At 68.7% G+C, this 26,208-nt stretch carries 24 protein-coding genes; 21 read left to right on the top strand and 3 right to left on the bottom strand.

What is annotated here, in order from left to right:
• The first annotated feature begins 70 nt into the window (after positions 1 to 70).
• The 5 genes from BN13_RS05520 to BN13_RS05500 all read left to right on the top strand — a co-directional run bounded on the left by BN13_RS05520 (position 71) and on the right by BN13_RS05500 (position 5,667).
• The gene (locus BN13_RS05520) at positions 71 to 1,765 is read left to right on the top strand and encodes a CTP synthase (protein WP_048545106.1); all 1,695 of its coding nucleotides are present in this window, start codon (positions 71 to 73) and stop codon (positions 1,763 to 1,765) included.
• Complete coding sequence (locus BN13_RS05515) at positions 1,762 to 2,439, top strand: NUDIX domain-containing protein (RefSeq protein ID WP_048545104.1); 678 nt, start codon at positions 1,762 to 1,764, stop codon at positions 2,437 to 2,439. Before BN13_RS05520 ends, BN13_RS05515 begins: the two co-directional genes overlap by 4 nt.
• Positions 2,440 to 3,152: 713 nt before the next feature.
• Positions 3,153 to 3,872, top strand: coding sequence for an ABC transporter ATP-binding protein (locus BN13_RS05510; protein ID WP_084733585.1), 720 nt, complete (start codon positions 3,153 to 3,155; stop codon positions 3,870 to 3,872).
• Complete coding sequence (locus tag BN13_RS05505; protein WP_048545102.1) at positions 3,869 to 5,056, top strand: DUF7224 domain-containing protein; 1,188 nt, start codon at positions 3,869 to 3,871, stop codon at positions 5,054 to 5,056. Before BN13_RS05510 ends, BN13_RS05505 begins: the two co-directional genes overlap by 4 nt.
• Entirely contained in the window at positions 5,053 to 5,667 is a 615-nt protein-coding gene (locus tag BN13_RS05500) for a hypothetical protein (protein WP_157038456.1), read from the top strand. Before BN13_RS05505 ends, BN13_RS05500 begins: the two co-directional genes overlap by 4 nt.
• Here BN13_RS05500 and cax read toward each other — a convergent pair.
• A complete protein-coding gene (gene cax / locus BN13_RS05495) occupies positions 5,639 to 6,733 on the bottom strand; it encodes a calcium/proton exchanger (protein WP_201329055.1) in 1,095 nt (364 codons plus the stop codon). The genes BN13_RS05500 and cax overlap by 29 nt on opposite strands.
• A gap of 123 nt (positions 6,734 to 6,856) precedes the next feature.
• Entirely contained in the window at positions 6,857 to 7,363 is a 507-nt protein-coding gene (locus BN13_RS05490) for a hypothetical protein (RefSeq protein ID WP_048545096.1), read from the bottom strand.
• A 148-nt stretch (positions 7,364 to 7,511) separates the two neighbouring features.
• Between BN13_RS05490 and aspS the strand changes: the two genes are divergently transcribed.
• Genes aspS through BN13_RS05470 form a run of 4 tightly spaced genes read left to right on the top strand, consistent with a single transcriptional unit; the run spans position 7,512 to position 11,115 of the window.
• Positions 7,512 to 9,314: an aspartate--tRNA ligase gene (aspS, locus tag BN13_RS05485; RefSeq protein ID WP_048545094.1), complete on the top strand. Its 1,803-nt coding sequence runs from the start codon at positions 7,512 to 7,514 to the stop codon at positions 9,312 to 9,314.
• 6 nt (positions 9,315 to 9,320) lie between these two features.
• Positions 9,321 to 9,722: a YchJ family protein gene (locus BN13_RS05480; RefSeq protein ID WP_048545092.1), complete on the top strand. Its 402-nt coding sequence runs from the start codon at positions 9,321 to 9,323 to the stop codon at positions 9,720 to 9,722.
• Complete coding sequence (locus BN13_RS05475) at positions 9,719 to 10,201, top strand: NUDIX domain-containing protein (protein ID WP_048545091.1); 483 nt, start codon at positions 9,719 to 9,721, stop codon at positions 10,199 to 10,201. Before BN13_RS05480 ends, BN13_RS05475 begins: the two co-directional genes overlap by 4 nt.
• Positions 10,198 to 11,115, top strand: a complete 918-nt coding sequence (locus BN13_RS05470) for a phosphotransferase family protein (protein ID WP_048545088.1) — start codon at positions 10,198 to 10,200, stop codon at positions 11,113 to 11,115. The genes BN13_RS05475 and BN13_RS05470 overlap by 4 nt, the downstream gene beginning before the upstream one ends.
• Before the next feature lie 76 nt (positions 11,116 to 11,191).
• Here BN13_RS05470 and BN13_RS05465 read toward each other — a convergent pair whose 3' ends face one another.
• Entirely contained in the window at positions 11,192 to 13,384 is a 2,193-nt protein-coding gene (locus BN13_RS05465) for an MMPL family transporter (RefSeq protein ID WP_048545087.1), read from the bottom strand.
• A 33-nt stretch (positions 13,385 to 13,417) separates the two neighbouring features.
• Between BN13_RS05465 and BN13_RS05460 the strand changes: the two genes are divergently transcribed.
• From BN13_RS05460 to aroB, 12 genes are all read left to right on the top strand, one after another.
• Entirely contained in the window at positions 13,418 to 14,653 is a 1,236-nt protein-coding gene (locus tag BN13_RS05460) for a DUF480 domain-containing protein (RefSeq protein WP_048545084.1), read from the top strand.
• A complete protein-coding gene (locus BN13_RS05455; RefSeq protein ID WP_048545081.1) occupies positions 14,650 to 16,035 on the top strand; it encodes a replication-associated recombination protein A in 1,386 nt (461 codons plus the stop codon). Before BN13_RS05460 ends, BN13_RS05455 begins: the two co-directional genes overlap by 4 nt.
• A 102-nt stretch (positions 16,036 to 16,137) precedes the next feature.
• Positions 16,138 to 16,983: a L,D-transpeptidase family protein gene (locus tag BN13_RS05450; protein WP_048545079.1), complete on the top strand. Its 846-nt coding sequence runs from the start codon at positions 16,138 to 16,140 to the stop codon at positions 16,981 to 16,983.
• A gap of 67 nt (positions 16,984 to 17,050) precedes the next feature.
• Complete coding sequence (locus BN13_RS05445) at positions 17,051 to 17,446, top strand: DUF948 domain-containing protein (protein ID WP_321162894.1); 396 nt, start codon at positions 17,051 to 17,053, stop codon at positions 17,444 to 17,446.
• Positions 17,447 to 17,449: 3 nt separating this feature from the next.
• A complete protein-coding gene (locus BN13_RS05440; protein ID WP_048545077.1) occupies positions 17,450 to 17,803 on the top strand; it encodes a hypothetical protein in 354 nt (117 codons plus the stop codon).
• Positions 17,804 to 17,909: 106 nt separating this feature from the next.
• Positions 17,910 to 20,606 carry an alanine--tRNA ligase gene (alaS, locus tag BN13_RS05435; RefSeq protein WP_048545075.1) on the top strand — a complete coding sequence of 899 codons (2,697 nt, stop codon included), beginning with the start codon at positions 17,910 to 17,912 and terminating at the stop codon, positions 20,604 to 20,606.
• A 44-nt stretch (positions 20,607 to 20,650) separates the two neighbouring features.
• Entirely contained in the window at positions 20,651 to 21,115 is a 465-nt protein-coding gene (gene ruvX, locus BN13_RS05430; protein WP_235433948.1) for a Holliday junction resolvase RuvX, read from the top strand.
• A gap of 1 nt (position 21,116) precedes the next feature.
• The gene (gene mltG, locus BN13_RS05425) at positions 21,117 to 22,259 is read left to right on the top strand and encodes an endolytic transglycosylase MltG (protein ID WP_053079728.1); all 1,143 of its coding nucleotides are present in this window, start codon (positions 21,117 to 21,119) and stop codon (positions 22,257 to 22,259) included.
• Positions 22,260 to 22,273: 14 nt separating this feature from the next.
• Complete coding sequence (locus BN13_RS05420) at positions 22,274 to 23,128, top strand: shikimate dehydrogenase (protein ID WP_048545073.1); 855 nt, start codon at positions 22,274 to 22,276, stop codon at positions 23,126 to 23,128.
• A 222-nt stretch (positions 23,129 to 23,350) separates the two neighbouring features.
• Positions 23,351 to 24,577 (top strand): chorismate synthase, encoded by a 1,227-nt coding sequence (gene aroC, locus BN13_RS05415; RefSeq protein WP_048545071.1) that lies wholly within the window; start codon positions 23,351 to 23,353, stop codon positions 24,575 to 24,577.
• A complete protein-coding gene (locus BN13_RS05410) occupies positions 24,574 to 25,089 on the top strand; it encodes a shikimate kinase (protein ID WP_048548905.1) in 516 nt (171 codons plus the stop codon). The genes aroC and BN13_RS05410 overlap by 4 nt, the downstream gene beginning before the upstream one ends.
• Positions 25,086 to 26,177 carry a 3-dehydroquinate synthase gene (gene aroB / locus BN13_RS05405; RefSeq protein ID WP_235433947.1) on the top strand — a complete coding sequence of 364 codons (1,092 nt, stop codon included), beginning with the start codon at positions 25,086 to 25,088 and terminating at the stop codon, positions 26,175 to 26,177. Before BN13_RS05410 ends, aroB begins: the two co-directional genes overlap by 4 nt.
• Positions 26,178 to 26,208: the final 31 nt, after the last annotated feature.

Below are 26,208 nucleotides of genomic sequence, written 5' to 3'. Positions count from 1 at the left end.
GCGCGCAGACGGCGCGCCGGTGGCTGGAGAGGTACCGACAACTCGCGCCGGTGACGTACAGTTGAAGCCCGTGGCGGCTGCGACGAAACACATCTTTGTGACCGGAGGCGTGGCCTCATCCCTCGGCAAGGGCCTGACGGCCTCGAGCCTCGGCAACCTGCTCCGCGCGCGCGGGCTGCGGGTCACGATGCAGAAGCTCGATCCGTATCTCAACGTCGATCCCGGGACGATGAACCCGTTCCAGCACGGCGAGGTGTTCGTGACCGAGGACGGCGCCGAGACCGACCTCGACATCGGCCACTACGAGCGCTTCCTCGATGTCAATCTCAGCGCCGCCGCCAATGTCACCACCGGACAGGTCTACAGCGAGGTCATCGCCAAGGAGCGTCGCGGCGAGTATCTCGGCGACACCGTCCAGGTCATCCCGCACATCACCAACGAGATCACCCGGCGGATGCGGGCGCAAGCGGCCGGCTCGCCGGGGGTCGGCGACGCCGAGGCACCCGACGTCATCATCACCGAGATCGGTGGAACCGTTGGCGACATCGAGTCGCTGCCCTTCCTCGAGGCCGCCCGCCAGGTTCGGCACGAGATCGGCCGGGAGAACTCGATGTTCCTCCACGTCTCCCTCGTGCCCTACCTCGCGCCGAGCGGGGAGCTGAAGACGAAGCCGACGCAGCACTCGGTGGCGGCGCTGCGGCAGGTCGGCCTCCAGCCCGATGCCCTCGTCCTGCGCGCCGACCGGGAGATCCCCGACGGCATCAAGCGGAAAATCTCGCTCATGTGCGATGTCGACCTCGACGCCGTCGCGGCCTGCGTGGACGCTCCATCGATCTATGACATCCCCCGCGTCCTGCACCGTGAGGGCCTCGACGCCTATGTCATCCGCCGCCTCGGTCTCAACTTCCGGGACGTCGCCTGGAGTAAGTGGGACGAGCTGCTGCGCCGCGTCCACCACCCGGCCCACCATGTCGAGGTCGCCCTCGTCGGCAAGTACATCGACCTGCCGGACGCCTATCTGTCGGTGACCGAGGCTCTGCGCGCGGCCGGCTTCCACCACGACGCCAAGGTTGCGATCCGCTGGGTGGCCTCCGACACCTGCGAGTCCGAGGCCGGTGCCGCCAAGGCGCTCGGGGGCGTGGACGCGGTCCTCGTGCCCGGCGGCTTCGGGGTGCGCGGGATCGAAGGCAAGCTCGGGGCGCTGCGCTGGGCCCGGGAACGCCAGGTCCCCACGCTCGGCATCTGCCTCGGCCTCCAGTGCATGGTCATCGAATACGCCCGCACCGTCGCCGGCATCGCCGGCGCGAGCTCGAGCGAGTTCGAGCCGACCACGCCGGCCCCGGTCATCGCGACGATGGAGGAGCAGAAGGCCTTCGTCGAGGGCGCCGGCGATCTTGGTGGAACGATGCGGCTCGGCACCTATGAGGCGGTGCTCGCTGACGGCTCGGTTGTCGCCGAGGCGTATGGCGCCACTCGGGTCGATGAGCGCCACCGGCACCGTTATGAGGTCAACAATGCCTACCGGGAGCAGATCGCCGCGGCCGGCCTCGTCTTCAGTGGGACCTCGCCGAACGGGACGCTCGTGGAGTTCGCCGAGCTGCCTCGGGAAGTCCATCCCTATTACGTGGCGACGCAGGCGCACCCGGAGTTCAAGTCGCGCCCGCACCGGGCCCACCCGCTGTTCGCCGGCCTCGTCGCCGCTGCCTTGGACGCCCAGCGCGCCTCTCGACTGGTCGAGGTGGAGCCGGTCCCGGCCCACGCATGACCGCCGGACCCACGGGGCCGGATCCGCTGCCTGCGGTGATCGCCGATGTCATCGACCCGGCGCGCGTGCTCGCCGCCGAGACCGTCTATCACGGGCTGGTCTGGGATGTCCGCCGTGACCAGGTCGACCTCGGCCACGAGGTCGTCGCCCGCGATCTGATCGAGCATCCCGGTGCGGTGGCCGTTGTCGCCCTCGACGACACCGGCCGGATTGTGCTCGTCCAGCAGTACCGGCATCCGATCGGGATGCGGGACTGGGAGATTCCCGCCGGCCTGCTTGATCTCGACGGTGAGCCGCCGGTGGTTGCCGCCGCGCGGGAACTCGGTGAGGAGGCGGACCTGCGCGCCGACCGGTGGGATCTGCTGATCGACTATGTCACCTCGCCCGGCTACACCTCCGAGGCGATCCGCATCTTCCTGGCGCGCGACCTCAACGAGATCCCCGAAGGCGAGCGGCACCATCGCACCGGCGAGGAGCGGGACATGCCACGGGCTTGGGTGAGCCTCGACGATGCCTTCGCCGCGGCCACCAGCGGGAAGCTGGTCAATCCCCATACCCTCGTCGGCATTTTCGCCGCGCACGCGGCGCGGGCCGCCGATTGGACCACCCTGCGGCCGGCCGACAGCCCGTGGCTGCTCTGGGAGCGGCTTCGACGGCCTTCACGGTGCGGGTGAATTTTCGGCCGTGCCGCTTGTCGAGGCATAGGGACAACGACATGGCGGCGTGGGACTCCGGACGACAACGGTTGTGCGAGAACTCCGATCGTCACCGCCAGTCGCACGCCCACCACCAGCAACGCGCCGGTCAACCACGTCGTTACCGGAGGTCACAGCCCCACGAGGCCACTCTGCCGAGGCCCTGGCTCTCGTTCCGGTTGCAGATCTGCAGCCACAGTGTAGTCTCAATTGTGTCCACACAACTGTTAAGGAGAGACCCGTGCTCAAGCCCCCCCCCAACTCACGTCTGACGTCGTTCGCTAGAATCGGTGCCGTCGTGCTCGGCTGCTTACTGGCGTCATCCCCCGCCTGGTCTGAAGGCACATTCACCAGTCCGATCGAACACGCCAATAACGGTTTCGGCTCGCGGACGTGGACAGATCTCAACACGGACGGCGCAACCAATCGTGCTCGAATCACGGCGTGTACAAGTGTGGCCTCGATCGGAATTTACAAAGACCACCAATGGCCTATCCCGGACGAGAAGGTTGGAGGCGTGAGTAAGACGTGTGACTCGTGGGTGTCATACTCTGCCGGTACGAGGGGCGATATACACTTCACCATCAAAAGTGGGGCGGGAACAACCGGCACCTTCTATGGAACAGCGAAGGTCGAATACTGACCGGATGTGGCCGCATCGTTGCCCATTCTGCACATAGGCGCCTGATACGATGATCATGACGCTTCACTCCGTCACATTTCAGCGTGGTCGCAGAGTAATTCTTGACGACCTGACGTGGTCGCTCCCAGCGACGGGGCGGACGTTGCTCCTTGGCCGCAATGGTGCTGGGAAGACGACAACGTTGCGCCTACTTTCGGGGGCCATTGCGCCGAAGCGGGGGACGGTGAAAATCGACGGACATGACGCTGGCCCGAAGGAGTTGCGTCGACGGGTGGCGATGATGCCGCAGCACATCTCCAGCATGCCCCGGCTGAACGTAGTGGAACAGGTCGCCTTCGCTGCGTGGCTGAGTGGCCGGAGCGAGAGTTCGGCACGGTCAGCCGCCGTAAAGGCGATTGCCCAGGTCGACTTGAGCGAGAAGGGGCAAATGGATCCGGCCAGGCTGTCCGGTGGCGAACTCCGTCGGGTGGGCCTTGCGGAGGCACTCGCCCGCCCGTCGGAGCTACTTCTGTTGGACGAACCCACTGCCGGCCTCGATCCGACGCAACGGGCTCGCTTCCGGGACGTTGTTCTCAGCCTGGATCGGCCCACAGTCATCTCGACACACCAATTGGACGACGTCGATCAGCTTGTTGCCTCGGTGGTGGTGCTTGATGGTGGTCGCATCGTCTTCGACGGGCCCGTGGACGACTTCCTCCGCCGCGGCCAGGGCCCCGATGTGGCCCGCATGGCGGAGTCGGCCTTCACGTCGTTGACGAGTACCCTGTGAGTTTCCTGCGTGCGCTGCGTTGGTCGACCGGTTGGCTCTTCATTCCGCTCATTGCGGCGGCGACCTATGCCGGTTCCGTCGCGCAGCGCGAGTTCTTCGGGGATTACCCACTGGTCGCCCTGTCGCAGGCGGCAGTTTCCTTGGTTGTGGTCGCGCCGGTGTTTGCGGGCTGGGCCGCGTGGGACGCTGCGAGGGCGCGTCCATGGCTCGATGCCACGTTCGGGGGCGCTCATCGTGGCAAAGCACTCGGGAGGCTGATCGTTCCGGGGGTGGTCAGCGCCCTTGTGGTCGGACTTCTCGTCCTGGTCGACGTCACGGGATCGCCGCGTGGGCAGATCGCGGCCATGCTTGCGCTTGCACTCCTCTTGACGCAGGCAACTGCCGCCGCCTTCGGTGCCGCGATTGGGTCTCTGGCCTCGGGCTTGGTGGCGGTCCCCATCGCGGTGGGCTCGACGTATGCGGCCGCCGCGCTCGCCGTCGCCGACCCATCGAGCTTTCTAGGCCGGACGGTCGTGACAGGTATCGCGTCCCCGTGTTGCGACAACACTCAGCAGATCAGTGCCACCGACTTGACCCTGTGCCTGACTGTCTGCGTCGTTCTCCTGGCCGGTAGCTTGCGCGCCTGCATGGCGCAGCCTGAGGCGCCCGGCCGTTTGCTCACGTTGGCGGCGTCGCTCGCGGTGGCGCTGTTATTGGCGGCTATCGGGCAAACTTTCGTCGTCAAGGAGGGTCAGTTGACGGCTCGAGTCACTCACACCGCTTGTCAGCGGCTTCAGGGTCTCCAGATCTGTGTCTGGCCCGAGCACCGCCACCAACTTTCACAGGCCGCAGCCGGAATTACCCAAGTTCGGCAAGCCGCAGACTCGTTGGGAATTCATCTTCCCGATGCTTGGAGCGAGGACCCCCGCGCTGACGTGATGACATTCACGTGGCGGAATCAAGCCACCGCCGACCAGCTTCGATATGCCCTCGCAATCAGTGTTTCGCAGGGCGTCGGCTGCGCGGCGACGGATTATGAACGCCCGCTTGCGGCCGCGTTGACCCAGAAGATGGACCCCAACGCCGATGTGGGGGATCTCACCCAAGACGCGGAGATTTCCGACTTGCTGACCACGTTGCGAGGAATGTCCGCGACAGAGCAGGCGCAATGGGCCAGACAGACAATTCGGGCCTGTCACGCATGAGCCTTTATGGCGCTTCGCGGGGCGTGCGGTGGCTCGCCGTGGGTTCCGTGCTGGCCGCTATCGTTCCGGCGACAACCCACCTCGGGGTCAATGTGCCCGTGATCGTCGGGGATGGGAGCAGCGTCATCACGTGGTCCACATTCGCGCCCTATCTCTTGGCGCTGGCTTTCGCGAGGGCTTTGTCTGGTCGCCGCACACACCTCAGCGAATACGCCGTGCGGCGCATCGGACTCCGTGATGCTGCGGTGCTCCTTGGTGTGAATCTCATCGTCCTTGGCGGCACCCTAACCGTTCCCGAAGGTGACCTGACCGTTCCGCGCAACACGGCCTTTCTCACCGGATTGACCTCGGTTGTGCTGGGCCTTGCGTCACCCTCTGCCGCGTCCGCTGCCCTCACCGGGGTGACGCTCGCAATGGTGACCTACGGCCGCTACGCTCCGTGGGGCGACTACATCCGAGTTGTCCAAGCACCACCCTCACTGCCCACGGCGTTGGCCGCGGCGCTGGGTGCGCTCACCATCGGGGCACTGTGCCTGGTCCCTGACGTCGGTCTGTCGCGGTCGGAGTTGTGGATACGCCGGTTCAGCCCCACCAGAAGGACGCGGCGATAACGGCATACACCGCGATCAGTGAGACCCCCTCGGCCCAGGTCGACTCGCCGTCGAAGGTGATGAACGCGGTGAGGATGACCGCGATGACGAGGGAGATCACCAGCATCGGCGAGAACACGAGCGTCAGCGCGGTGAACCCGAACACGTGCGACAGGATCACGAGGGCTGGGGCCAGCACCAGGGCGATCTGCATGGGGGAGTTGATGACGACGGAGAAGGCGTACTCCGATCGTCCTGCGGCGGCGAGCTGAACCCCGACGACGTTCTCGATCGCGTTGCCGGCGATGGCCACGACGACAAGGCCGGCGAAGGCCTCGGAGATGTTCAGGGCGGTCATCGCCGGTTCGAGGGCCGCGACGAACCAGTCCGAGACGAAGGCGGCGAGGACCGCGGCGAGCGCGAGCAGGCCGACGGCCAGCCAGACCGGCCAACGCGGCTGCTCCTGCTGCATGTCGACCGTCTCCGCCTCGGATTCGGCACCGCGCTTGAGCGAGGCCGGCAGCGTCACCGCGAAGACGAGCAGCAGGATGACCGAGGTGAAGATCGAGAACGCGCTCTCGTGTTTGCTGACCGGGACGTGGACATAGTGGGCGATGCTCGGGACGACCATGGCCGCCACCGACAGCACCATCAGCACGATGATCGACTGGGCGCGCTTGGAGTCGAGATTCTGCGGTCCGTGCTTGAGCCCGCCGACGACGAACGCGAGTCCGAGGACGAGCAGAAGGTTGGCGAGGATCGATCCCACGAGCGCGGCCTGGACGACGCCGACCAGTCCCGCCTTGAGCGCGAACAGTGCGATGAAGAGTTCGGGGAGGTTGCCGAGGGCAGACTGGAGGACGCCGGTGGCTCCGGGTCCGAACCGGTCGCCGAGCTGCTCGACCGAGCGCCCGACCAGCGAGGCGAGCATCGTCACCGCGACGGCCGCGAAGACGAAGGGGAGAATCTCTCCAGCGCCCCGGTAATGCGTCAGGGCGGCGAGGACCACGGCGAGCGCCCCACCACCGAGGATGACGTAGTCGGAACGGACGAAGGTCGGGCCAGCGGCCGCCTCGGTGTGAGTCACGGCCACATCCTGGCACCGGCCCGCCCTTGGCGCCGGAGCGGCATCCGGTCATTCCTCACCGGCCGGCTGCCGTCCCCACGGTGGGAACCGGCCGGCGACACGGTCCGGTGAACGGCCTCAGCTCTAGGCGAGGAAGCCGCGAGCCTGGGTCCCAGTATCGACGAGGTGGTCGCCGACCCGGTCCAGCGCCCCCGCCACGCTGCCGAGGACGCCGGCGATGGTCGCCATCGACTGGGCGAGCTCGCCGAGAGCGGACGTCGACCGGCTCATCTCGCGGGACGCCTCCTCCAGTCGGCTTGCCGGGCCGTCCATGAGCGGGACCTTGTGAGCGGCTTCGGCGGCGGACGCGATCATGGCGATTCCCTTGGTCAACGAGTCAACGATCTCGTTCAAGGCCCCGGCAGCACCGCAGAGGGCTCCCTTCGCGCCGGTGGCGCCGTCGTTGCCGATCAGGGCGACGGCCGCGCCCTTTGCCTCCTGTCCGGCGCCATTCATCGACGTGCTCAGTGACCCGATGAACTCGGGCAGCTTGCCGAGATTGGCGATGACGTCACGATTCTTGGCGACGACCTCGACCACATCGGCCAGTTGCGAGGTGTCCAGGTTGCCGAACAGATCTGCCAGGTTCATGGCGGGCATCGTAGAGCGGGCCGGGGGCGGACGCGGCCAGCAGCCGACGCGGAAAGCCGGATGAAGCCGCCCGCCGATCCGGGGATAATGGACGGGTCCGCCGGCCGGCGCCGGCGGCATACGCCACCTCCACCGAAGGAAGAACTCCGTGCTTCGCACCCACCAGGCCGGTGCCCTCCGGGCCGACCACATCGACGACCTCGTCACGCTCACCGGATGGGTGGCCAAGCGGCGGGATCACGGGGGAGTGGCTTTCATCGATCTGCGGGACGCCTCGGGCGTGGTCCAGGTCGTTGCCCGCGACGAGGTGCTGACCGGGGCCGCACACGACCTGCGCAGCGAATACTGCATCAAGGTCGTCGGCACTGTGATCGCCCGCGGCGAGAAGAATGTCAACCCCGACCTGGCGACTGGCGCCATCGAGGTCGTCGCGAGCGAGATCACCGTGCTGGGTCCCAGCGAGCCGCTGCCCTTCCAGATCGACGAGCGGCTCACGGTCGGTGAGGAAGCGCGACTGAAGTACCGCTATCTCGACCTGCGCCGGCCGGGCGCGCACAACGCCGGGCACGGCATACGGCTGCGCTCCAAGGTCAGCCAGGCCGCGCGAAAGGTGTTGGGGGAGCGTGACTTCGTCGAGATCGAGACCCCGACGCTGACGCGCTCGACCCCCGAAGGTGCTCGCGACTTCCTCGTGCCCGCGCGCCTCGCGCCGGGGTCCTGGTATGCCCTGCCGCAGAGCCCGCAGTTGTTCAAGCAGCTTCTCATGGTGGCCGGGATGGAGCGCTACTACCAGATCGCGCGCTGCTATCGCGATGAGGACTTCCGCGCCGACCGGCAGCCGGAGTTCACTCAGCTCGACATCGAGATGTCCTTCGTCACCCAGGACGACATCATCGAGCTCGGCGAGGCGCTGGCGGTCGAGATTTGGAAGCTCATTGATGTCGAGTTGCCGACGCCTTTCCCGCGGCTGACGTATGCCGAGGCGATGGCGCGCTATGGCTCGGACAAGCCTGACTTGCGCTTCGGTGTCGAGCTGACCGAGTGCACGGACTTCTTCAAGGACACCACCTTCCGCGTCTTCCAGGCGCCCTATGTCGGTGCCGTCGTCATGCCCGGTGGGGCGTCCCAGCCGCGCAAGGTGCTCGACGGCTGGCAGGAGTTCGCCAAGCAGCGCGGACACAAGGGACTGGCCTACGTCCTGGTCCAGGAGGACGGCACGCTCACCGGGCCGGTGGCCAAGAACCTCACCGAGACCGAGACTGCGGGTCTCGCCGCCCATGTCGGTGCCGCCCCCGGCGACTGCATCTTCTTCGCGGCCGGCCCGGCCAAGGCCGCCCGCAGCCTGCTCGGCGCGACGCGTCTCGAGATCGGCAAGCGGGCCGGGCTGATCGACGAGAACGCGTGGTCCTTCCTGTGGGTCGTCGACGCGCCGCTCTTCGAGCCGACCGCTGACGCCGAGGCGGCGGGCGATGTCGCCGTCGGCGCGGGCGCCTGGACCGCTGTGCACCACGCCTTCACCAGCCCGAAGGACGAATTCCTCGACACCTTCGACACCGACCCCGGCCCCGCGCTGGCCTATGCCTACGACATGGTCTGCAATGGCAACGAGATCGGCGGTGGCTCGATTCGTATCAACCGCAAGGACATTCAAGAGCGCGTCTTCGCGGTGATGGGACTGAGCCAGGAGCAGGCGCAGGAGAAATTCGGCTTCCTGCTCGACGCCTTCAAGTTCGGCGCCCCGCCGCACGGCGGCATCGCGTTCGGCTGGGACCGGATCGTCATGCTGCTCGGCGGCTATGCCTCGATCCGCGATGTCATCGCCTTCCCGAAGTCCGGCGGCGGTTTCGACCCGCTGACCGAGGCGCCCGCGGCGATCTCCCCGGAGCAGCGCAAGGAAGCGGGCATCGACGCCAAGCCAGCCGCTCCCAAGGCTGATTCAGCCGGGGCCTGAACGCCGTTGTCCCTCAGCTCGATCGCGACGCCCGGTGCGTGCCCCTGTGGCACGGGCCGGGCGTTCGCGTCGTGCTGCGCGCCCTACGTCGTGGACGGCCTCGCGCCGCCGACGGCCGAGGCGACGATGCGCTCGCGGTATGCCGCCTACGCCCTCGGCGTGCCCGACCACCTCTTCCGCACCTGGCATCCGCAGACGCGGCCGGCCGAGGTGTCCGTCCCGGATGAGACCAGGTGGACAGGCCTGGACGTGCTCGCCGTGGTGGGTGGCGGCGCCGACGACGCCACCGGGGTCGTGGAGTTCGCGGCGCACTGGAGATCCGGTGATCAGCAGGGCGTCCTGCGCGAACGCAGCACTTTTGCTCGTCGCGGCGGCCGCTGGGTCTATGTCGACGGCGTCACCTCGTGAGCCCAGTCAGGCCACGGACCAGCGCCGGCCTCCTGCCGGTCCGGCTGGGTGCGGACGGGGCCATCGAGGTGCTGATCGCCCACATGGGCGGGCCGCTGTGGGCGCGCAAGGACGACCGGGCATGGAGCATCGTCAAGGGTGAGTTCGATCCCGCGGCCGAGGAGCCGCGGGCTGCGGCCGAGCGAGAGTGGCGCGAGGAGACGGGATCCGCCGTCCCGGAGGGGCAGGTGTTCGAACTCGGCACGGTCAAGCAGTCCGGCGGCAAGACCGTGCACGCCTTCGCTGTGCTCGTGGTTGGCGATATTGACGTGGACGTGGCTGCCGGAGATCAGGTGACGATGGAGTGGCCGCCCCGCTCCGGGCGCACGATCACTTTCCCGGAGATCGATCGCGTCGAGTGGTGCGTGGCCGAGGTTGCGGCCCGTCGGCTGGTGGCCGCTCAAGCCGGCTTCCTCGACCGGCTCGATCTGTCCTCGTGAAGCTGCCCCGGCGCACTGACTTCGATCTGGATGCCGTTCTCGCGGAACTGGATCCGAACCTCGACGGTGCCCGGCTGAGCGAGCTCGGGGAGGGTTGGGACAACATCGCGTATGCCGTGCATCCCCCTTCCGGGGGCCAGCAGCTGCTGCTGCGGGTCAGCAAATTCGCCGAAGACACGGAGCGCTTCGACACCACGACCAAGGACGCCGACCTGCTGCGGTTCGTCGCGCGGCGCTCACCGCTGGTGACCAACACCGTCCGCGCAGTCGATCCTCACGCCGGGATGTTGCTCCTGACGATGGTCCCGGGGATCGGTGCGGGAACAGCGCCGATCCGGGACCGTCCGGCCTTGGCCGAGTCGCTCGGCACTCTTCTCGCCCGCCTGCACAGGTCACGGGTCCCCAACGGACTCGTCGACGCCGCCACCCCGGCAGAGAGCTGGCGAGTCTCCACCGCCACGGCCTTCGCGCGAGTGACCGACCGATTTGGGGACGCTGACAGGTGCCTGATCGAGTCCTTCCTGACGGGCCCGGCACCGGATCGACCCCGGCATACGGTGTTCTGCCACAACGATCTCGGCGCAGAGCATCTCATCGTGGACCCCGAGAGCGGGGCGCTCTCCGGCGTCATCGACTGGAGTGACGCGGTCCACGACGACCCCGCTCGGGACTTCGCCCTGGTCTGGGCAGACCTTGGGTGGGAGATCGTCGAAGGGGCGCTCGCGGCATACGTCCGGCGTGGGGGAGTCGTGGATCCGGGACTGGTCGCGCGTGCTCGGTGGTTCGCCGCCCACTCCCTCGCGGCGACCCTGGCCGACGAGGCGGCCCGGAATGACCCGGCACTCGCCGGCAGCCTTGTCAGATTCCGTCGGGTACTCCAGGGCGGACGCAATAACCTGCCGCGGACGCAATAGCTTTTGCGTCCGCGGCAGGTTATTGCGTCCGCGGAGAGGGTGCGGCAGGTTATTGCGTCCGCGTAGAGGGTGCGGATTAGCCGGTGATGCCCCACCGGCGGTGCAACCGACGCATCGGTGCAGGGGCCCACCAATTCGCCTGTCCGAGAACGTACATCGTGGCCGGGACCAGCAGCATGCGCACGATGGTGGCGTCCAGGGCGATGGCCAGCGCCAACCCGAACCCCATCTGCTTCATCACCAGCAACTGGGCTGAGGCGAACCCGCCGAACACGATCACCATCAGCAGCGCCGCCGAGGTAATGATCCGGCCGGAGCGTTGCAAGCCGAGCGTGACGGCTTCGGTGGTCGACAGTCCCTGCTCGTGCAACTCCACGATGCGGGCGAGCAGGAACACCTCGTAGTCCATGGAGAGCCCGAACCCGAAGGCCGCCAGCAGCAGCGGCAGCGTGCTCTCGACGGCGCCAACCGAGCTGAAGCCCAGCAGGCCTTGGAGGTGGCCGTCTTGGAACACCCATACGACCACCCCGACGGTTGCCCCCAGCGACAGGAGGTTCATCAGCAGCGCCTTGATGGGTATGACGATGGACCCGGTCATCAGGAACAGCAGCGCCATCGTTGTCAGCCCGACGAGGGCAATCGCCGCCGGTGCGCGTGCCCGGATCGCGTCCTGATAGTCCGCGATGCCGGAGGCCTGGCCGGTGATCCAGTTCGGGAAGGGTGCTCGGTCCGTGCGGAGCGAGTGCGCCGCCGCCCTGCTGGCCGGGCCGCTGCCGCCGTCGCCGGTGTAGATGGCGACGGTCACCACGCCGCCGGGGCGCGCGACCACCGATCCGATCCGGGTGACGCCGGGGATCTGCCGCCCCGCCGTCCAGGCCCGCACCTGCGCAACGGGAGCCTTCGTGACCAGCGTCAACTCGGCGCCGGCGATGCCGGGGTAGTGCGCCTGGGTGCGCTCCACGAACACGCGCTCCGGTGTGCCCGTCGGCAGCAAGGCCGCTCCGGAGGAGGTGAGCCGGAGGTCTAGGGCCGGCAGGGCCATCGTTACCAGTGCCGCGCCCAGGAGGGCAATGACGACCCACGGGCGGGCGTGCACGCGGGTCGCCAACTGCGCGAACACTCCCGAGTCGCCGGTTACCTCAGTACGCCGCGCCCGCAGGATGCGCCGAGCCCCGAGCACGCAAAGTGCGGGGATGAGGGTCAGAGCGACCAGCAGTGCCACCACGACGATCGAGACTCCGGCCGCGGCCAGCGCCCGGACGAAGGGGACGTCGAAGACCAGCAGACCCGACAGCGAAATGGCCACGATCAGGCCCGAGAAGAGCACCGTGCGTCCCGCCCGATCCACCGCGAGACCGATCGCCCGGATCGCGTCCTCCCGGGTGATCTCGCGTGCCGGGCCCACCTCGGGCGCGATTCCCGGGGGGCGGGACGCGGCATACTCCTCCCGGAATCGACTGACGAGAAGAAGCCCGTAGTCGATGCACAGACCAAGCCCCAGCACCGTCACGACGTTGACCACGGTGGCGTCCAGGTCGAGCAGGTGGCTGAATCCCAGCAAGCATCCGAGAGCCCCGGCGATTGAGGCGACGGCGCCCACGACGGGAATCCCGGCGGCCACGAACCCGCCGAAGACGACGATCATGACCAGGAAACTCAGCGGCAGGGCGATGCCCTCACCGCGCTGCCCATCGATCTTGATCTGCTCCACGATGCGGTCCACCAGCGCCCGAATGCTTCCGCGCTGCGAGTCGTGTGCCCCGCTCGCGCGCACGAGTTCGTCGAACACCGCGTCGATGCGGTCGTGGGTCTCGTCCTCCGACGAGCGGCTGAGCCCCTGCTTCAGCAGGACGATCGTGGCGAAGCCACCGGAGTACTGACTGCGGTCGGCGAACATCGCCTGCGCGCCGGCGGAGTCGAGTCCGCTGGGAACGACATACGGATTCGCGGCGCGCTCCACCCCGGGGATCGCCAGGAGCTCAGTCACCGCCGTGCGGGCAGCAGCCGCGACGCGCGGTGCGGCCGGGTCGATGCCGGCCACCAGCAGCGTGTAGCTCCCGCCCAGGCCCTGCTCCCGAGTGGTGCCCCGCAGCAGGTCGCGGCCGATCAGATTTTCCCCGGGTGCCTCGATGTCACTGGCGTGCAGCCGCGGAAACAAGCCCTCCCCGACCACGCCGGTGGCGGCGAGGAAGGCAAGCGTCACCGCGACGAACCACACCCCGACGACAACGCGGGCGTGGCGACCGACCCAGCTGCCCCAGCCTCGCACGGACCGAGCCTAGGGCGTCGTAAGGTCGAGCACATGGACGGTGACTCTGCGGGTCTGCCCGTGCTCGACGCGGCCGAGCAGCGCATCCTCGGGGCGTTGCTGGAGAAGCAGGTGACCGTGCCGGCGAGTTATCCCCTCTCCCTCAACGCCCTCCAGACGGCCTGCAACCAGGCCACCAGCCGCGATCCGGTCACGGACTACGCCACCAACGACATTGAGGCCGTATGCCGCGCGCTCAAGGACCGCTCGCTGGTGCGGTTCGTCTGGGCGGGCACGGGCGCGCGGGTGGTCAAGTTCCATCAGCGCCTCGAGGAGGCGCTGGGCCTGGCCCCCGACGAACGCGCCCTCATCACCCTACTGCTCTTGCGCGGGGCCCAGGCCCCGGGTGAGCTGAAGACCCGGGCGGAGCGACTGCACTCCTTCGCCGATCGCGGGGAGGTCGAGGCCGTGCTGACCCGGTTGGCCGACCGACCGGCCCCCCTGGTGCGCGAACTCCCGCGCCGCCCCGGCCAGCATGACTCGCGGTGGATCCACCTCCTGGGGCCGGTCGCCACCGGCGACACGCCCGGCCCCGCCGAGCCGACAGTCGACCGCAACGCCGTCCTCGGCGATGGCCCTTCCGCGCGGGACAACCGGGTGCGTGCGGCCTACGACGCCTGCGCCCAGGCCTATGCCGAGGGCACCGCGCGGGACCTGCGCGACCAGCCGTTCGACCGGTGGTTGCTGGAGCGGATCGCCGCCGCCGCGGACGGCCCCGTCGTCGACATCGGCTCGGGGCCGGGGCACGTGGCCGCCCATCTGGCCGATTGCGGCGCCGAGGTCAGCGGTGTCGATCTGTCCACCGCGATGGTGGCGGTCGCGAGGGCCCGCTATCCGCAGATCGGCTTCGACGTCGGGGACTTCTCCCGGCTCCTGCGCCCGCCGCATGCCTCGGCCTGGGGTGCGGTCACGGCGTGGTACGCCTTTGTCCACCTGGCCGAGTCGGAGTTGGCCGACACCCTGGCCGGGCTGGCCCGGATCATCGCCCCGGATGGGGTCATCGCTTTCGCCGTCCACATCGGCGCGGAGATCCGGCATGAGCGGGAGGTATTCGGGGTCCCCGTGGACCTTGACGTCGTCCTGCATGATCGCCACGTCGCCCTCGAGGCGACCCGGCAGGCCGGGCTGACCGACATCGAGTCGTATCTCCGCTCCCCGATGCCGGGGGAGGTGCCCACCGACCGGCTGTATGTCCTCGCGCGGCCGGGCACCGACCGGGGGAACGCGTGAGCGGGCTCGACCTCTTCGGCGCTGCCGCCGCCGACGATGCGCCCAGTGAAGCCACCCTGCCGCCGCTGGCGGTGCGGATGCGGCCACGAAGCCTTGCCGAGGTCCGGGGACAGGCCGATGTGCTCCGGGTTGGTTCGCCCCTGCGTCGCCTCATCGAGGGCAGCGGCGGGCGGGCCGGCCCGATCTCGGCCATCCTGTGGGGCCCACCGGGGACTGGCAAGACGACGCTCGCCCACCTCGTGGCCAGCGCGGCCGGCCGGGAGTTCATCGAGTTATCCGCCATCACCGCCGGAGTCAAGGACGTCCGGGCGGTCATGGAGCAGGCCGCCCGCAACCGTGATCTCTACGACCGGCAGACCGTGCTCTTTCTCGATGAGATCCACCGCTTCACTAAGGCTCAACAGGATGCGTTGTTGCCGGGCGTCGAGAACCGCCAGGTCATCCTCGTCGCTGCCACGACCGAGAATCCGTCCTTCTCGGTCATCGCCCCGCTCCTGTCACGGTCGGTGCTGATCACGCTGACATCGTTGTCCGACAACGACATTCGCGAGGTGATCGAGGCGGCGGTGACGTCCGAGGGCGGGCTGGCCGCGGCATACACCTTGGGGGAGGAGGCCCGCGAGCATCTGGTGCGGGTCAGCGGTGGTGACGCCAGGCGGGCCTTGACCGCTTTGGAAGCCGCGGCCGGCGTGGCCGAGGATCTGCGGGGTGTCCGCGGGGACGACGCCCCCACCGAGATCACGCTCGCTGCCGTTGAGCAGGCGATGGCCCAGGCGGCGGTGCGCTACGACCGCACCGGTGACCAGCACTATGACGTCGCCTCGGCGCTGATCAAGTCAATGCGCGGGTCTGATGTCGACGCCGCGCTGCACTACCTCGCCCGCATGTTGGAGGCAGGGGAGGACCCCCGCTTCATCGCCCGCCGCATCGTGATCGCCGCCTCCGAGGACGTGGGGATGGCCGACCCGACCGCGCTGCAGACGGCGGTCGCCGCGCTGCACGCCGTAGCGCAGATCGGCATGCCCGAGGCCAGGATCATCCTCGCCCAGGCCGTCGTCCACAACGCGCTCGCCCCCAAATCCAATGCCGCCTATGTGGGCATCAATGCCGCCATCGCCGACATCCGTGCTGGCAAGGGGAGTGCTGTCCCGGCGCATCTGCGCGGCAGTGGGTATGCCGGAGCCGACCGCCTCGGTCATGGCGCCGGCTATGTCTACGCTCACGACGAGCCGGATGCTGTTGCCGCGCAGCAATATCTGCCGGACGACCTCCATGGCCGCACGGACTACTACCGCCCGACGGACCGCGGCTTCGAGACGCGGCTACAGACGCGCTGGGAGTGGCTCAAAGCCCGGTTGGGCCGCGGCGCTCCCACTGACTGAGCCGTCAATTCTCGCTGTCGGACAACCAAACGCGGCCCCGACGCGTCGGTAGTCTTGACGGGCCCGACAACCGGGCTTGGGGGACAACTGAGGGAGATCACGATGAAGTCCGTGCGAATCGGCGCCATCCTGGCCGCCACCATCGCGGTGGTGGGGGCCGCCGGGGCCAGTAGCGCCACCGCGCAAGATGCCGCCCGAGACACCGCCCACGTCACCGCCCAAGCCAAGCCGAGGCCGGGCATCGCCGCGGCCGTCGGACCCGACTTGGTCGCTCCGCCGGCCGGCGCGACCGCGCGCGATGACGAGGCCGATCCCAAGGTCCGGAAGGCCCAAGAGATCCTGACGAAGTTCGGCATCCCGACCGGCGCGGTCGACGGGCACTTCGGCGGCGAGACCGCGCGGGGACTCTGCGCGTTCCGCCGCATCGCCGGAATCGGCACCACCCGCGCCCCGCTCGATGCGCGCACGCTCACCACGCTCAAGGCCTACGACGCCAAATACCGGAATCTGCGGGAGATCCCGGCCGAGACCTATGCGGGCAAGAGCACCTACTTGGTCGCGCATCAGACCTGCCAGGTCCTGTTCTATGTCGAGGGCAAGCAGTATCGCCGGGTCTTCGCCAGCTCGATGGGGGTTTACGGGCACGGCACGCCCAATGGCTCCTACAGCCTCGGCAACACCCTCAAGGGGTGGTACTGCAGCACGCTGTATCCGGAGTCCTGCACCAACCACTCCGAGGGCTGGTTCGCCTCCGTCTCGCGCTACGGCAATATGTACAACCCGCGGCAGGTAGTCGGCGCGATCTACGTCCACGGCTCGACCTCCGTGCCGCCGTACCCGGCCAGCCACGGCTGCATCCGCACGACGGTCAAGGATGCGGACTGGATGTACAAGTACGTCGGCACGAACGCGCGCGCACCGATCTTCGTCACAGGCAAGTTCGCCTGACCCGCCCCCGCCTGACCAACCACGGCCCTACCCGGGCACAACACTGCGCGCCGGGTAGGGTCGGCCCATGCTTTCGGACGTGACGCTCGGCGATATCGCCCTGCTCATCCTCGCGATCTCGGTCGCCTATCTCGTCTATCGGATCGGCGCTCTCGTCGGGAAGGCGGGCAAGATCCTGGATGAGACCCAGGTGTCGTTGCGCACGACCACCGACAATGTGCAGCCGACCCTGGTCAAGCTGACCGACACGGTCAGCCTCACCAATGACCAACTCGCCCGCGTCGACGGCATCACCAGCAATGTCGGCGCGATGACGACCAATGCGAGTGCGTTGACCAGCCTTTTTGCGGCGACGCTCGGTCAGCCGCTGGTCAAGGTGGCCGCGCTGTCGTATGGCGTGCGTGCCGCCCTCGCCGGTGCCAAGGACGGCGATCTCACCCCCGGCAAGCACCGGAAGGATTGAGCCGTGCGCCGCCGCCTTCTTCTTGCCGTCGCCGTGACCGGCACGGCCGCCCTCGCCTATGCGGCCTACCGCATTGGCTCGGCGTATGACCGTGACGACCCGATCGCCGGTCTCGCCGCCTTCGCGCGTACCGCCAAGGCGGGCGCCGCCGAGCGCGAGCGCGACCTGCGTGACGCCCTCGGGATGGAGGCGACCGCTGCCGCCCAGGGGACGACTGCCGCACAGGGGACGACTGCCGCGGGGGGGACCACGCGGCATACGGTCGAGGCGCGCAGCCTGGACGTCGACGAAGCCCGCGCCCTCCTGCGCGACCCCGCGGGTCCGGACCCGCGCCGGCTGGACGACGACGCGCGCTGAGCGGCCCGGAGCGGCGTCCCGGAACATCTGCCCCGGATAACCGGGAGAAGCGCTGCCGACCGCTCACCTAAACTTGACTTTCCAACTTCGAGACGAGTGTGCACTGATGGAAACCGCTGAGATCCGGCGACGCTGGCTGTCCTTCTTCGAGAGCAAGGGCCATCTCGTGGTGCCCTCGGCTCCGTTGCTCCACGACGACCCGAACCTGCTTTTCGTCAACGCCGGCATGGTGCCCTTCAAGCCCTACTTCCTCGGGCAGGAGACACCGCCGTCCCTGCGCGCGACCTCGGTGCAAAAATGCGTGCGCACCCAGGACATCGAGGAAGTCGGCAAGACCTCGCGCCACGGCACCTTCTTCCAGATGAATGGCAACTTCTCGTTCGGGGACTACTTCAAAGAGGGGGCGATCCAGTTCGCGTGGGAGCTGGTGACGTCTTCGGTTGAGTCGGGCGGGTTCGGCCTGGACGGCGAGAAGTTGTGGGCGACGGTCTACGAGGACGACGACGAGGCGATCGAGCTGTGGCGTGGCCTCACGGGCATACCGATGGAGCGCATCGTGCGCCGCGGCAAGGCCGACAACTATTGGCACATGGGTGTCCCGGGTCCGGGCGGTCCGTGCTCGGAGATCTACTACGACCGCGGCCCGGCCTATGGCCCCGAGGGTGGCCCGGCGGTTGACGAAGACCGGTTCATGGAGTTCTGGAATCTCGTCTTCATGCAATACGAGCTGTCGGCGGTCCGCTCCAAGGAAGACTTCGACGTCGCCGGCGAACTGCCGAAGAAGAATATCGACACCGGGATGGGGCTCGAGCGCATCGCCTCGATCCTGCAGGGCGTCGACAATATGTACGAGATCGATGAGGTCAAGCCGGTCCTGACCCGGGCGGCCGAGATGACCGGCAAGGCCTATGGCATCCACTCCGGCCACTCCGCGGGCGAGTCCCACCCCGACGACGTGCGGTTGCGGGTGGTCGCCGACCACGTTCGGTCCTCGCTGATGCTCATCGGGGACGGCGTCACCCCCGGCAACGAGGGCCGCGGTTATGTCCTGCGCCGGATGTTGCGTCGCGCGGTCCGCTCGATGCGCCTGCTCGGGTATGACGATCCCTGCCTCCCTGAGCTCCTCCCGGTCTCGCTGGAGCGGATGAAGCAGTCCTATCCGGAACTGGAATCGGGCTTCGGCCGGATCAGCGCGATTGCGTACGCCGAGGAGGAGGCGTTCCGGCGCACCCTCGCGGCGGGCACGACCATCCTGGACACGGCGGTGACGCGGACCAAGTCCAGCGGCGCGACAACGCTGTCGGGCAGCGATGCGTTCGCCCTGCACGACACCTACGGGTTCCCGATCGACCTCACGCTGGAGATGGCGCAGGAGCAGGGGCTCGAGGTCGACCGCGACGGATTCACGCGGTTGATGACCGAGCAGCGCCAGCGCGCCAAGGCGGACGCGAAGGCGAAGAAGTCCGGGCACGGCGACACCACGGCATACCGGGGGATCGCGGACGGGATCGGCCGCGACGTTGAGTTCACGGGCTACAGCGAGGTCGTCTCGGAGGGCCGGGTCGCGGGCCTGCTGGTCGACGGCCACGCGGTGGGGTCGGCGACGCCGGGCACCGAGATCGAGTTGGTCTTGGACCGGACGCCGTTCTATGCCGAGGGCGGTGGCCAACTCGCGGACGCGGGCCGGATCGTGCTCGACACGGGCGCGGTCGTGGAGGTCCGCGACGTGCAGAAGCCGATCAACGGTCTGATCGTGCACCGCGGTGTCGTGCTGGAGGGCGAGATTGCCGCGGGGGCGGTCGCGCAGGCGCAGGTGGACATCGCTCGACGCAAGGCGATCTCGCGCGCGCACACGGCAACGCACATGGTGCACAAGGCGATTCGCGAGGCGCTCGGCGAGACCGCGACGCAGGCGGGCTCGGAAAATGCGCCGGGCCGGTTCCGGTTCGACTTCAACGCCTCGGCTCAGGTGCCGGTCTCGGTGCTACGCGATGTTGAGGCGCGCGTCAACGCGGTGCTTCTCGACGACCTACCGGTTCAGGCGGACGTCATGACCCAGGTGGAGGCGCGCGAGGCCGGCGCGATGGCGTTGTTCGGGGAGAAGTATGGCGATGCCGTGCGCGTTATCTCCGTCGGTGACTGGGCGCGGGAACTGTGCGGCGGCACGCACGCCGAGCGCACGACCCAGCTGGGCACCGTCACCTTGCTCGGGGAGTCCTCGATCGGCTCCGGCGTTCGCCGGGTGGAGGCGTTGGTCGGGACCGACGCGCATGCCTTCTTAGCGCGCGAGCACGCGATCGTCGGCCAGCTCACCGAGATGATCAAGGCCCGACCCGAAGAGTTGCCCGAGCGCATCTCCGGGATGCTGGCGCGCATCCGCGACGCCGAGCGCGAGATCGACAAGATGCGCGCCGAGGCGCTGCGCGCGGCGGCCGGCTCGCTGACCGACACCGCGAAGGATCTCGCCGGGATCACCTTTGTCGGCCACCACGCCGCCGGGGCGAGCGGGGACGAGGCGCGCACGATGGCGCTGGACACCCGCGGGAAGCTCGGCACCGAGCGGCCGGCGGTCGTGGCGATCGCGGCGGACGCCGGCGGGAAGCCGGCACTGGTCATCGCGACCAACGAGGCCGCGCGGGCGCTGGGCGTCAAGGCGGGCGCGCTCGTGCGCGTCGGCGCGCAGATTCTCGGTGGCGGAGGCGGCGGCAAGGACGACATCGCCCAGGGTGGTGGCCAGGACGCGAGCCAGATCGGCGCGGCGCTCGCCGCGATCGAAGCGGCCGTGGCCGGAGCGGCCCGCTGACCACGATCCGGCCGGGCGTTCGGCTCGGCATCGACGTCGGATCCGTGCGGGTCGGGCTCGCCGCGTGCGACCCGCACGGCATCCTGGCGTATCCGGTCGCCACGCTCGCCCGGGCCGGCGACGGTGACAGTGAGGTGCCCGCGGACCTGCGGGAGATCGGGCATACGGCTGCGGAGCTCGGCGCCATCGAGATCGTCGTCGGGCTGCCGCGCTCGCTTGACGGCAGCGAAGGTCCCGCGGCGGCGAGCGCCCGCGGTTATGCTCAGCAGGTTGCGCGTGTGTGCGCCCCGGTGCCGGTGCGGCTCGTCGACGAGCGGCTGACCACTGTGGATGCCCACCGCGGACTTCGGTCCAGCGGCGTCTCCGGACGCGGTCAGCGCCGAGTCGTCGATCAGGCGGCCGCGGTCCTGATCCTACAAAGCGCCCTGGATGCGGAGCGAGCGACCGGGCGGCCCCCAGGCCTCGCGGCCACGGCAGGTCGGCGCAAGCCGCGACGGAAAGGCAGTTGAGATGCAGCAGCACCTCGAAGAGGAGATCTTCGGGTCCGGCGACACTCCCGGCGGCCCGCACGAGCCCAACCGCCGCACCATGCAGAGCTTCGCCGCCCTGATCGTGAGCCTGGCCGTCCTCGTGGGGGGCGGGTTCGCGGCATACCACTTCATTGGCCCGGCGATCGAGAAGTTCGTCGCCACCGACGACTTCCCGGGCCCGGGCACGGGCTCCGTCGACTTCGAGGTGGCCTCCGGCGCTTCGGGATCGGAGATCGGCGCAGCCCTTGTCAAGGCCGGTGTCGTCAAGTCCACGTCGGCGTTCATCAGCGCCGCCAGCGACAACCCGGAGCAGTCGAAGGCGATCCAGCCCGGGACCTACACGATGAAGAAGGAGATGTCCGCCAAGGATGCCTTGGCTTATCTCGCCGATCCGGCGCACCGCAGCGCCAAGCGCGTGACCATCCCCGAAGGTTTGTGGGCCAGCCAGATCTATTCGATCTTGTCCAAGGCCAGCGGGATTCCGGTCAAGGATTATCAAAAGGCCGCCAAGGACACCAAGGCTCTCGGCCTGCCGTCCGCGGCGAAGGGCAATGTCGAGGGCTGGCTGTTCCCCTCGACCTATGAATTCGACAAGAAGTCGACCGCGGCGGACCAATTGGCGATCCTCGTCAAGCAATCCGTCAAGGTCATGACAGATGAAGGCATAGCCAAGGCCAAGTGGGAGGAGACGATGATTCTCGCCTCCATCATCGAGTCCGAGGCCGGGTCGAGCAATGACCGCCGCAAGGTCTCGCGGGTCTTCTGGAACCGGCTGGAGCAGCCCACGGCCGAGACGGTCGGCTTCTTGCAGTCCGATGCGACGGTCTCCTATGGCGTGGGCAAGCGCGCGGTCGCGCCGACCGAGGAACAGAAGAAGGACGACAGCAACCTCTACAACACCTTCACGCACAAGGGGCTGCCCCCGGGGCCGATCGCCAATCCCGGCAAGGACTCCATCGACGCGGCGGCCCACCCGGCGAAGGGGCCGTGGCTCTACTTCGTCACGGTCAACCCGTCGACGGGGGAGACGAAGTTCGCGGAGACCCTCGCCGAGCACGACCGCTACACCCAGGAGTTCTTTGCGTGGTGCAAGGAGCACCCCGAGGCGAAGTGCTTCGGCTGAGCTGACGACGTCGTATGCCGCGTGCTCTCGTCCTCGGCTCACCCATCGGGCACTCGCTCTCCCCGGTCCTCCACCGCGCCGCCTACGCCTCGCTCGGGTTGACCGATTGGGCGTATGCCGCGCATGACGTCGACGAGGCGGCCTTCCCGGCGTTCGTGGCGGGGTTGGGGCCGCAGGTGCGCGGATTGTCGTTGACCATGCCGTTGAAGGAGATCGCGTTCACCGTTGCCGACCCGGTGTCGGATCGGGCGCGGGGGGCCGGGGCGATCAATACCTTTGTCCGCACCGAGTCCGGCTGGAGCGGGGACAACACGGATATCGCCGGGATCGTGGCTGCCCTGAGGGGGGCCGACCTGGAGGTTGGTCCGGCCCCGGTGGGCCTCGTCCTGGGGGCCGGGGCGACGGCGCGCTCGGCCTTGGTCGCGCTGCGCGAGCTGGGGAGCCGCGAGATCACGGCGTGTGCGCGGCATACGGATCGGGCGTGGGATTCGCTGGAGGAGCTCGCCGAATCCCTCGATGTCCAGTTGACGGTGCGACCTCTGATCGAGTGGTTCGACGTGTCCGCGGACCTCGCGGTCTCGACGCTGCCGGGCGCCGGTGGGCTGGCGGCCGCGGAGTCCCTGGCTCGCTCCGGCTCGCGGCTCGCCGGAGTCCGGCTCCTCGACGTGGCGTATGCCGATTGGCCCACCCCCCTCGCCTCCGCGGCGGCGGTGGCCGGGGCTCAGGTCGTCAGTGGGCTGCACATGCTCGTCCACCAGGCCGTTGAACAGGTCGAACAGATGACCGGGCACCGGCCTGACTGGCGAACCCTGCTTGCGGCCGGCGAGGACGAACTGGCTCGACGAGTGCGGGCGCTCGGGCAGGACTGAGCATGCCTACTCCGTGCCGAGGCGGCGCAGGTCACGGGCGCAGGCAGCGAGCGGCGAAGAGGTCACGGGCAGGATCCTCTATCAAACTGGCGTCGCCACGGACTGCCCACGCGTCACCGCTGAACGGGCGATCGGGCGGCGTCGGCGTGAGTCGTCGAGGTCGCCGTGCGTGTGCGCGGACGTCGGGCTCGAGTTCAGAGCCAGCGTGCGAGGATTTCGGACATGTTGCGCTGGTTGACTGCGGGTGAGTCACATGGTCAGGCGCTGGTGGCCACGATCGAGGGGCTCCCGGCGGGTGTCGAGGTGACGACGGCGGACGTCGGGGCGGCGTTGGCGCGCCGCCGCCTCGGGTTCGGGCGCGGTGCCCGGATGGCCTTCGAGCAGGATGCCGTGACCTTCCTCGGCGGTGTTCGCCACGGTTCGAGCCTTGGTTCGCCGCTGGCAATCATGATCGGCAACAGTGAGTGGCCGAAGTGGCAGACCGTGATGTCCGCCGATCCCGTCTCCGAGGATGCGTATGCCGCGTCCGACGACATCAACGCCCCCCAGGAGATCGGTCGCAACCGACCGCTCACCCGTCCCCGGCCCGGACACGCCGATCTCGTCGGAATGCAGAAGTACGCCTTCGGGGATGCCCGGCCGATCCTGGAGCGAGCCTCGGCCCGGGAGACCGCGGCGCGCGTCGCGCTCGGTGAGGTGGCCGCGCGGCTGTTGGCGCAGGCATACGGCATCAAAGTGGTGAGCCACACGATCTCAATCGGGACCGCGTCGGTAGGTGCTGACGCGATCCTGCCCACGCCGGACGATGTTGCGGCGTTGGACGCCGATCCCGTGCGCACGCTCGATGCGGCGGGCTCGGCGGCGATGGTCGCCGAGGTCGAGGCGGCGAAAAAGGATGGCGACACGCTCGGCGGGATTGTCGAAGTCATTGCGTATGACGTGCCGCCCGGCCTCGGCTCGCACGTGCACTGGGACCGGCGCCTCGACGCGCGGCTCGGTGCGGCGCTTATGTCGATCCAGGCCATCAAGGGGGTCGAAGTCGGTGACGGCTTCGAAACGACTCGCCGCCGCGGCTCACAGGCGCACGACGAGATGGAGCGGGACGCCGACGGGGTGATCCGGCGCCGGACGGGGCGCGCCGGGGGCACCGAGGGCGGCATGTCGAGCGGCGGGATGCTCCGCGTCCGCGCGGCGATGAAGCCGATCTCGACGGTGCCGCGATCGCTGGACACGGTCGACGTTGCCGACCCGGATGCCGAGGCCAAGGCCATTCACCAGCGCTCCGACGTCTGCGCGGTCCCCGCGGCCGGCGTCGTGGCCGAGGCTATGGTGGCGCTGGTGCTCGCCGAGGCGTGCCTGGAGAAGTTTGGCGGGGACTCGGTGGCCGAGACGCGCCGGAATTTCGAGGCTTATCTGGCCGCGATTCCCGCGGAGATGCGCTCGTGGTGACGCCGGTCGCCGTCCTGATCGGTCCGCCCGGTGCGGGGAAGACGACAGTCGGTCGCCGGCTTGCGACGCTGCTCGATGTCTCCTTCGACGACACCGACGCCATCATCGAGCGCCGCGAAGCGCGTGCGATCGCCGACATCTTCGTCGACGACGGTGAGCCCTACTTCCGCGAGGTGGAGCGGAGCGTGGTGCTCGACGCCATCGACGCGCACGGGGGCGTGCTGGCGCTTGGGGGCGGGGCAGCGCTGGACTCACTCGTGCAGGAGGCGCTGTCTGACCATGCTGTTGTCTTCCTCGACGTCGGTATCGCCGATGCCGCCAAACGCGTCGGCTTCGACCAGAGTCGGCCGCTGTTGTCGGTCAATCCGCGGGCGAGTTGGGTGGCGCTGATGAATGCTCGCCGACCGGTGTATGAGCGGCTCGCCCGCCACCGCGTGGACACTGCCGGGCGCGAGGTGGATGACATCGCCGACGAGATCGTTCGGTTGTTGGCGGGCGGGAGCGAGTCATGAGCCAGGGCGGTATGCCGTGGCCCGGCGAGCGCGCTCGGGTGCCGGTGGGCGCGGCATACGACGTGGTGATTGGGCATGACCTGCTCGGTGCGGTGGGGGAGTTGCTGCCGCCCACGGCGGCACGCGCATTGCTCGTGCATACGGGACGACTCCCCGGGGTCGTCGCGGCTGTGCGGGAGTCGTTGGTGGGCAAGGGGATTCGGGTCGTTGACGGGCTCGTCCCCGATGCCGAGGCGGCCAAGACGATCGAGGTCGCGGCGCGGCTCTGGGAGGTGCTCGGACGGGAGTCCTTCACCCGCACGGATGTCGTCGTGGGTGTCGGGGGTGGCACCGTGACGGATCTTGCCGGCTGGGTGGCCGCCGCGTGGTTGCGCGGGGTTGGGTTCATCAATGTGCCGACGACCGTGCTCGCGATGGTCGATGCCGCGGTCGGCGGGAAGACGGGCATCAACACCGCCGAAGGCAAGAACCTCGTCGGCGCGTTCCACGAGCCCCTCGGGGTTGTGTGTGATCTCGATGTCCTGGGCGGGCTGCCGGAGGTCGACTTCGCGGCCGGGATGGCCGAGGTGATCAAGGCGGGGTTCATCGACGACCCCCTCATCCTGGAGATCATCGAGGCCGATCCGGGGGCGGCTCGTCGGGTGGGCTCCCAGACAGTGGAGTTGATCGAGCGCGCCGTGGCAATGAAGGCGCGCGTGGTCAGCGCCGACCTGCGTGAAGCGGGCCTGCGGGAGATCCTGAACTACGGGCACACGCTCGGGCACGCGATCGAGCAGCACGCGGCATACGCGATGCGGCACGGGGAGGCGGTGTCGATCGGAATGGTGTTCGCCGCCGAACTCGCCCATCGCTCGGGTCTTATCGATGACGTCCTCCTGCAACGGCATCGGGACGTTCTCGGGTCGGCCGGACTGCCCACGCGGTATGCCGATGCTTCCCTGGAGGAGTTGCTCGTGGCCATGAGCCGGGACAAGAAGACGCGGGGTTCGACGCTGCGTTTTGTCGTCCTGGAGGGGCTGGCGCAACCCACTCGGCTGATCGGGCCGAGCTCTGAGCTGTTGTCCGCGGCGTATGCCGGGCTGGGCTAGGCGACCGCGTTCCTCCCGAACTTGAGCACGC

Origin of the sequence: Nostocoides jenkinsii Ben 74, assembly GCF_001046875.1 — a bacterium.
In the GTDB taxonomy this organism is placed as follows: Bacteria; Actinomycetota; Actinomycetes; order Actinomycetales; family Dermatophilaceae; genus Nostocoides_A; species Nostocoides_A jenkinsii.
The sequence above is the reverse complement of the archived record's forward strand: the minus strand, read 5'-3'. Positions and strand labels throughout refer to the sequence as shown.

Excerpts from the sequence above, each read along its gene's own strand:
- BN13_RS05445 (WP_321162894.1), top strand. The coding sequence starts at position 17,051 with ATGCTTTCGGACGTGACGCTCGGCGATATCGCCCTGCTCATCCTCGCG.
- BN13_RS05420 (WP_048545073.1), top strand. The coding sequence starts at position 22,274 with ATGCCGCGTGCTCTCGTCCTCGGCTCACCCATCGGGCACTCGCTCTCC.
- BN13_RS05515 (WP_048545104.1), top strand. The coding sequence starts at position 1,762 with ATGACCGCCGGACCCACGGGGCCGGATCCGCTGCCTGCGGTGATCGCC.
- alaS (WP_048545075.1), top strand. The coding sequence starts at position 17,910 with ATGGAAACCGCTGAGATCCGGCGACGCTGGCTGTCCTTCTTCGAGAGC.
- BN13_RS05510 (WP_084733585.1), top strand. The coding sequence starts at position 3,153 with ATGATCATGACGCTTCACTCCGTCACATTTCAGCGTGGTCGCAGAGTA.
- BN13_RS05500 (WP_157038456.1), top strand. The coding sequence starts at position 5,053 with ATGAGCCTTTATGGCGCTTCGCGGGGCGTGCGGTGGCTCGCCGTGGGT.
- BN13_RS05490 (WP_048545096.1), bottom strand. The coding sequence starts at position 7,363 with ATGAACCTGGCAGATCTGTTCGGCAACCTGGACACCTCGCAACTGGCC.
- aroB (WP_235433947.1), top strand. The coding sequence starts at position 25,086 with ATGAGCCAGGGCGGTATGCCGTGGCCCGGCGAGCGCGCTCGGGTGCCG.
- aroC (WP_048545071.1), top strand. The coding sequence starts at position 23,351 with ATGTTGCGCTGGTTGACTGCGGGTGAGTCACATGGTCAGGCGCTGGTG.
- BN13_RS05460 (WP_048545084.1), top strand. The coding sequence starts at position 13,418 with ATGGACGGTGACTCTGCGGGTCTGCCCGTGCTCGACGCGGCCGAGCAG.
- BN13_RS05450 (WP_048545079.1), top strand. The coding sequence starts at position 16,138 with ATGAAGTCCGTGCGAATCGGCGCCATCCTGGCCGCCACCATCGCGGTG.
- mltG (WP_053079728.1), top strand. The coding sequence starts at position 21,117 with ATGCAGCAGCACCTCGAAGAGGAGATCTTCGGGTCCGGCGACACTCCC.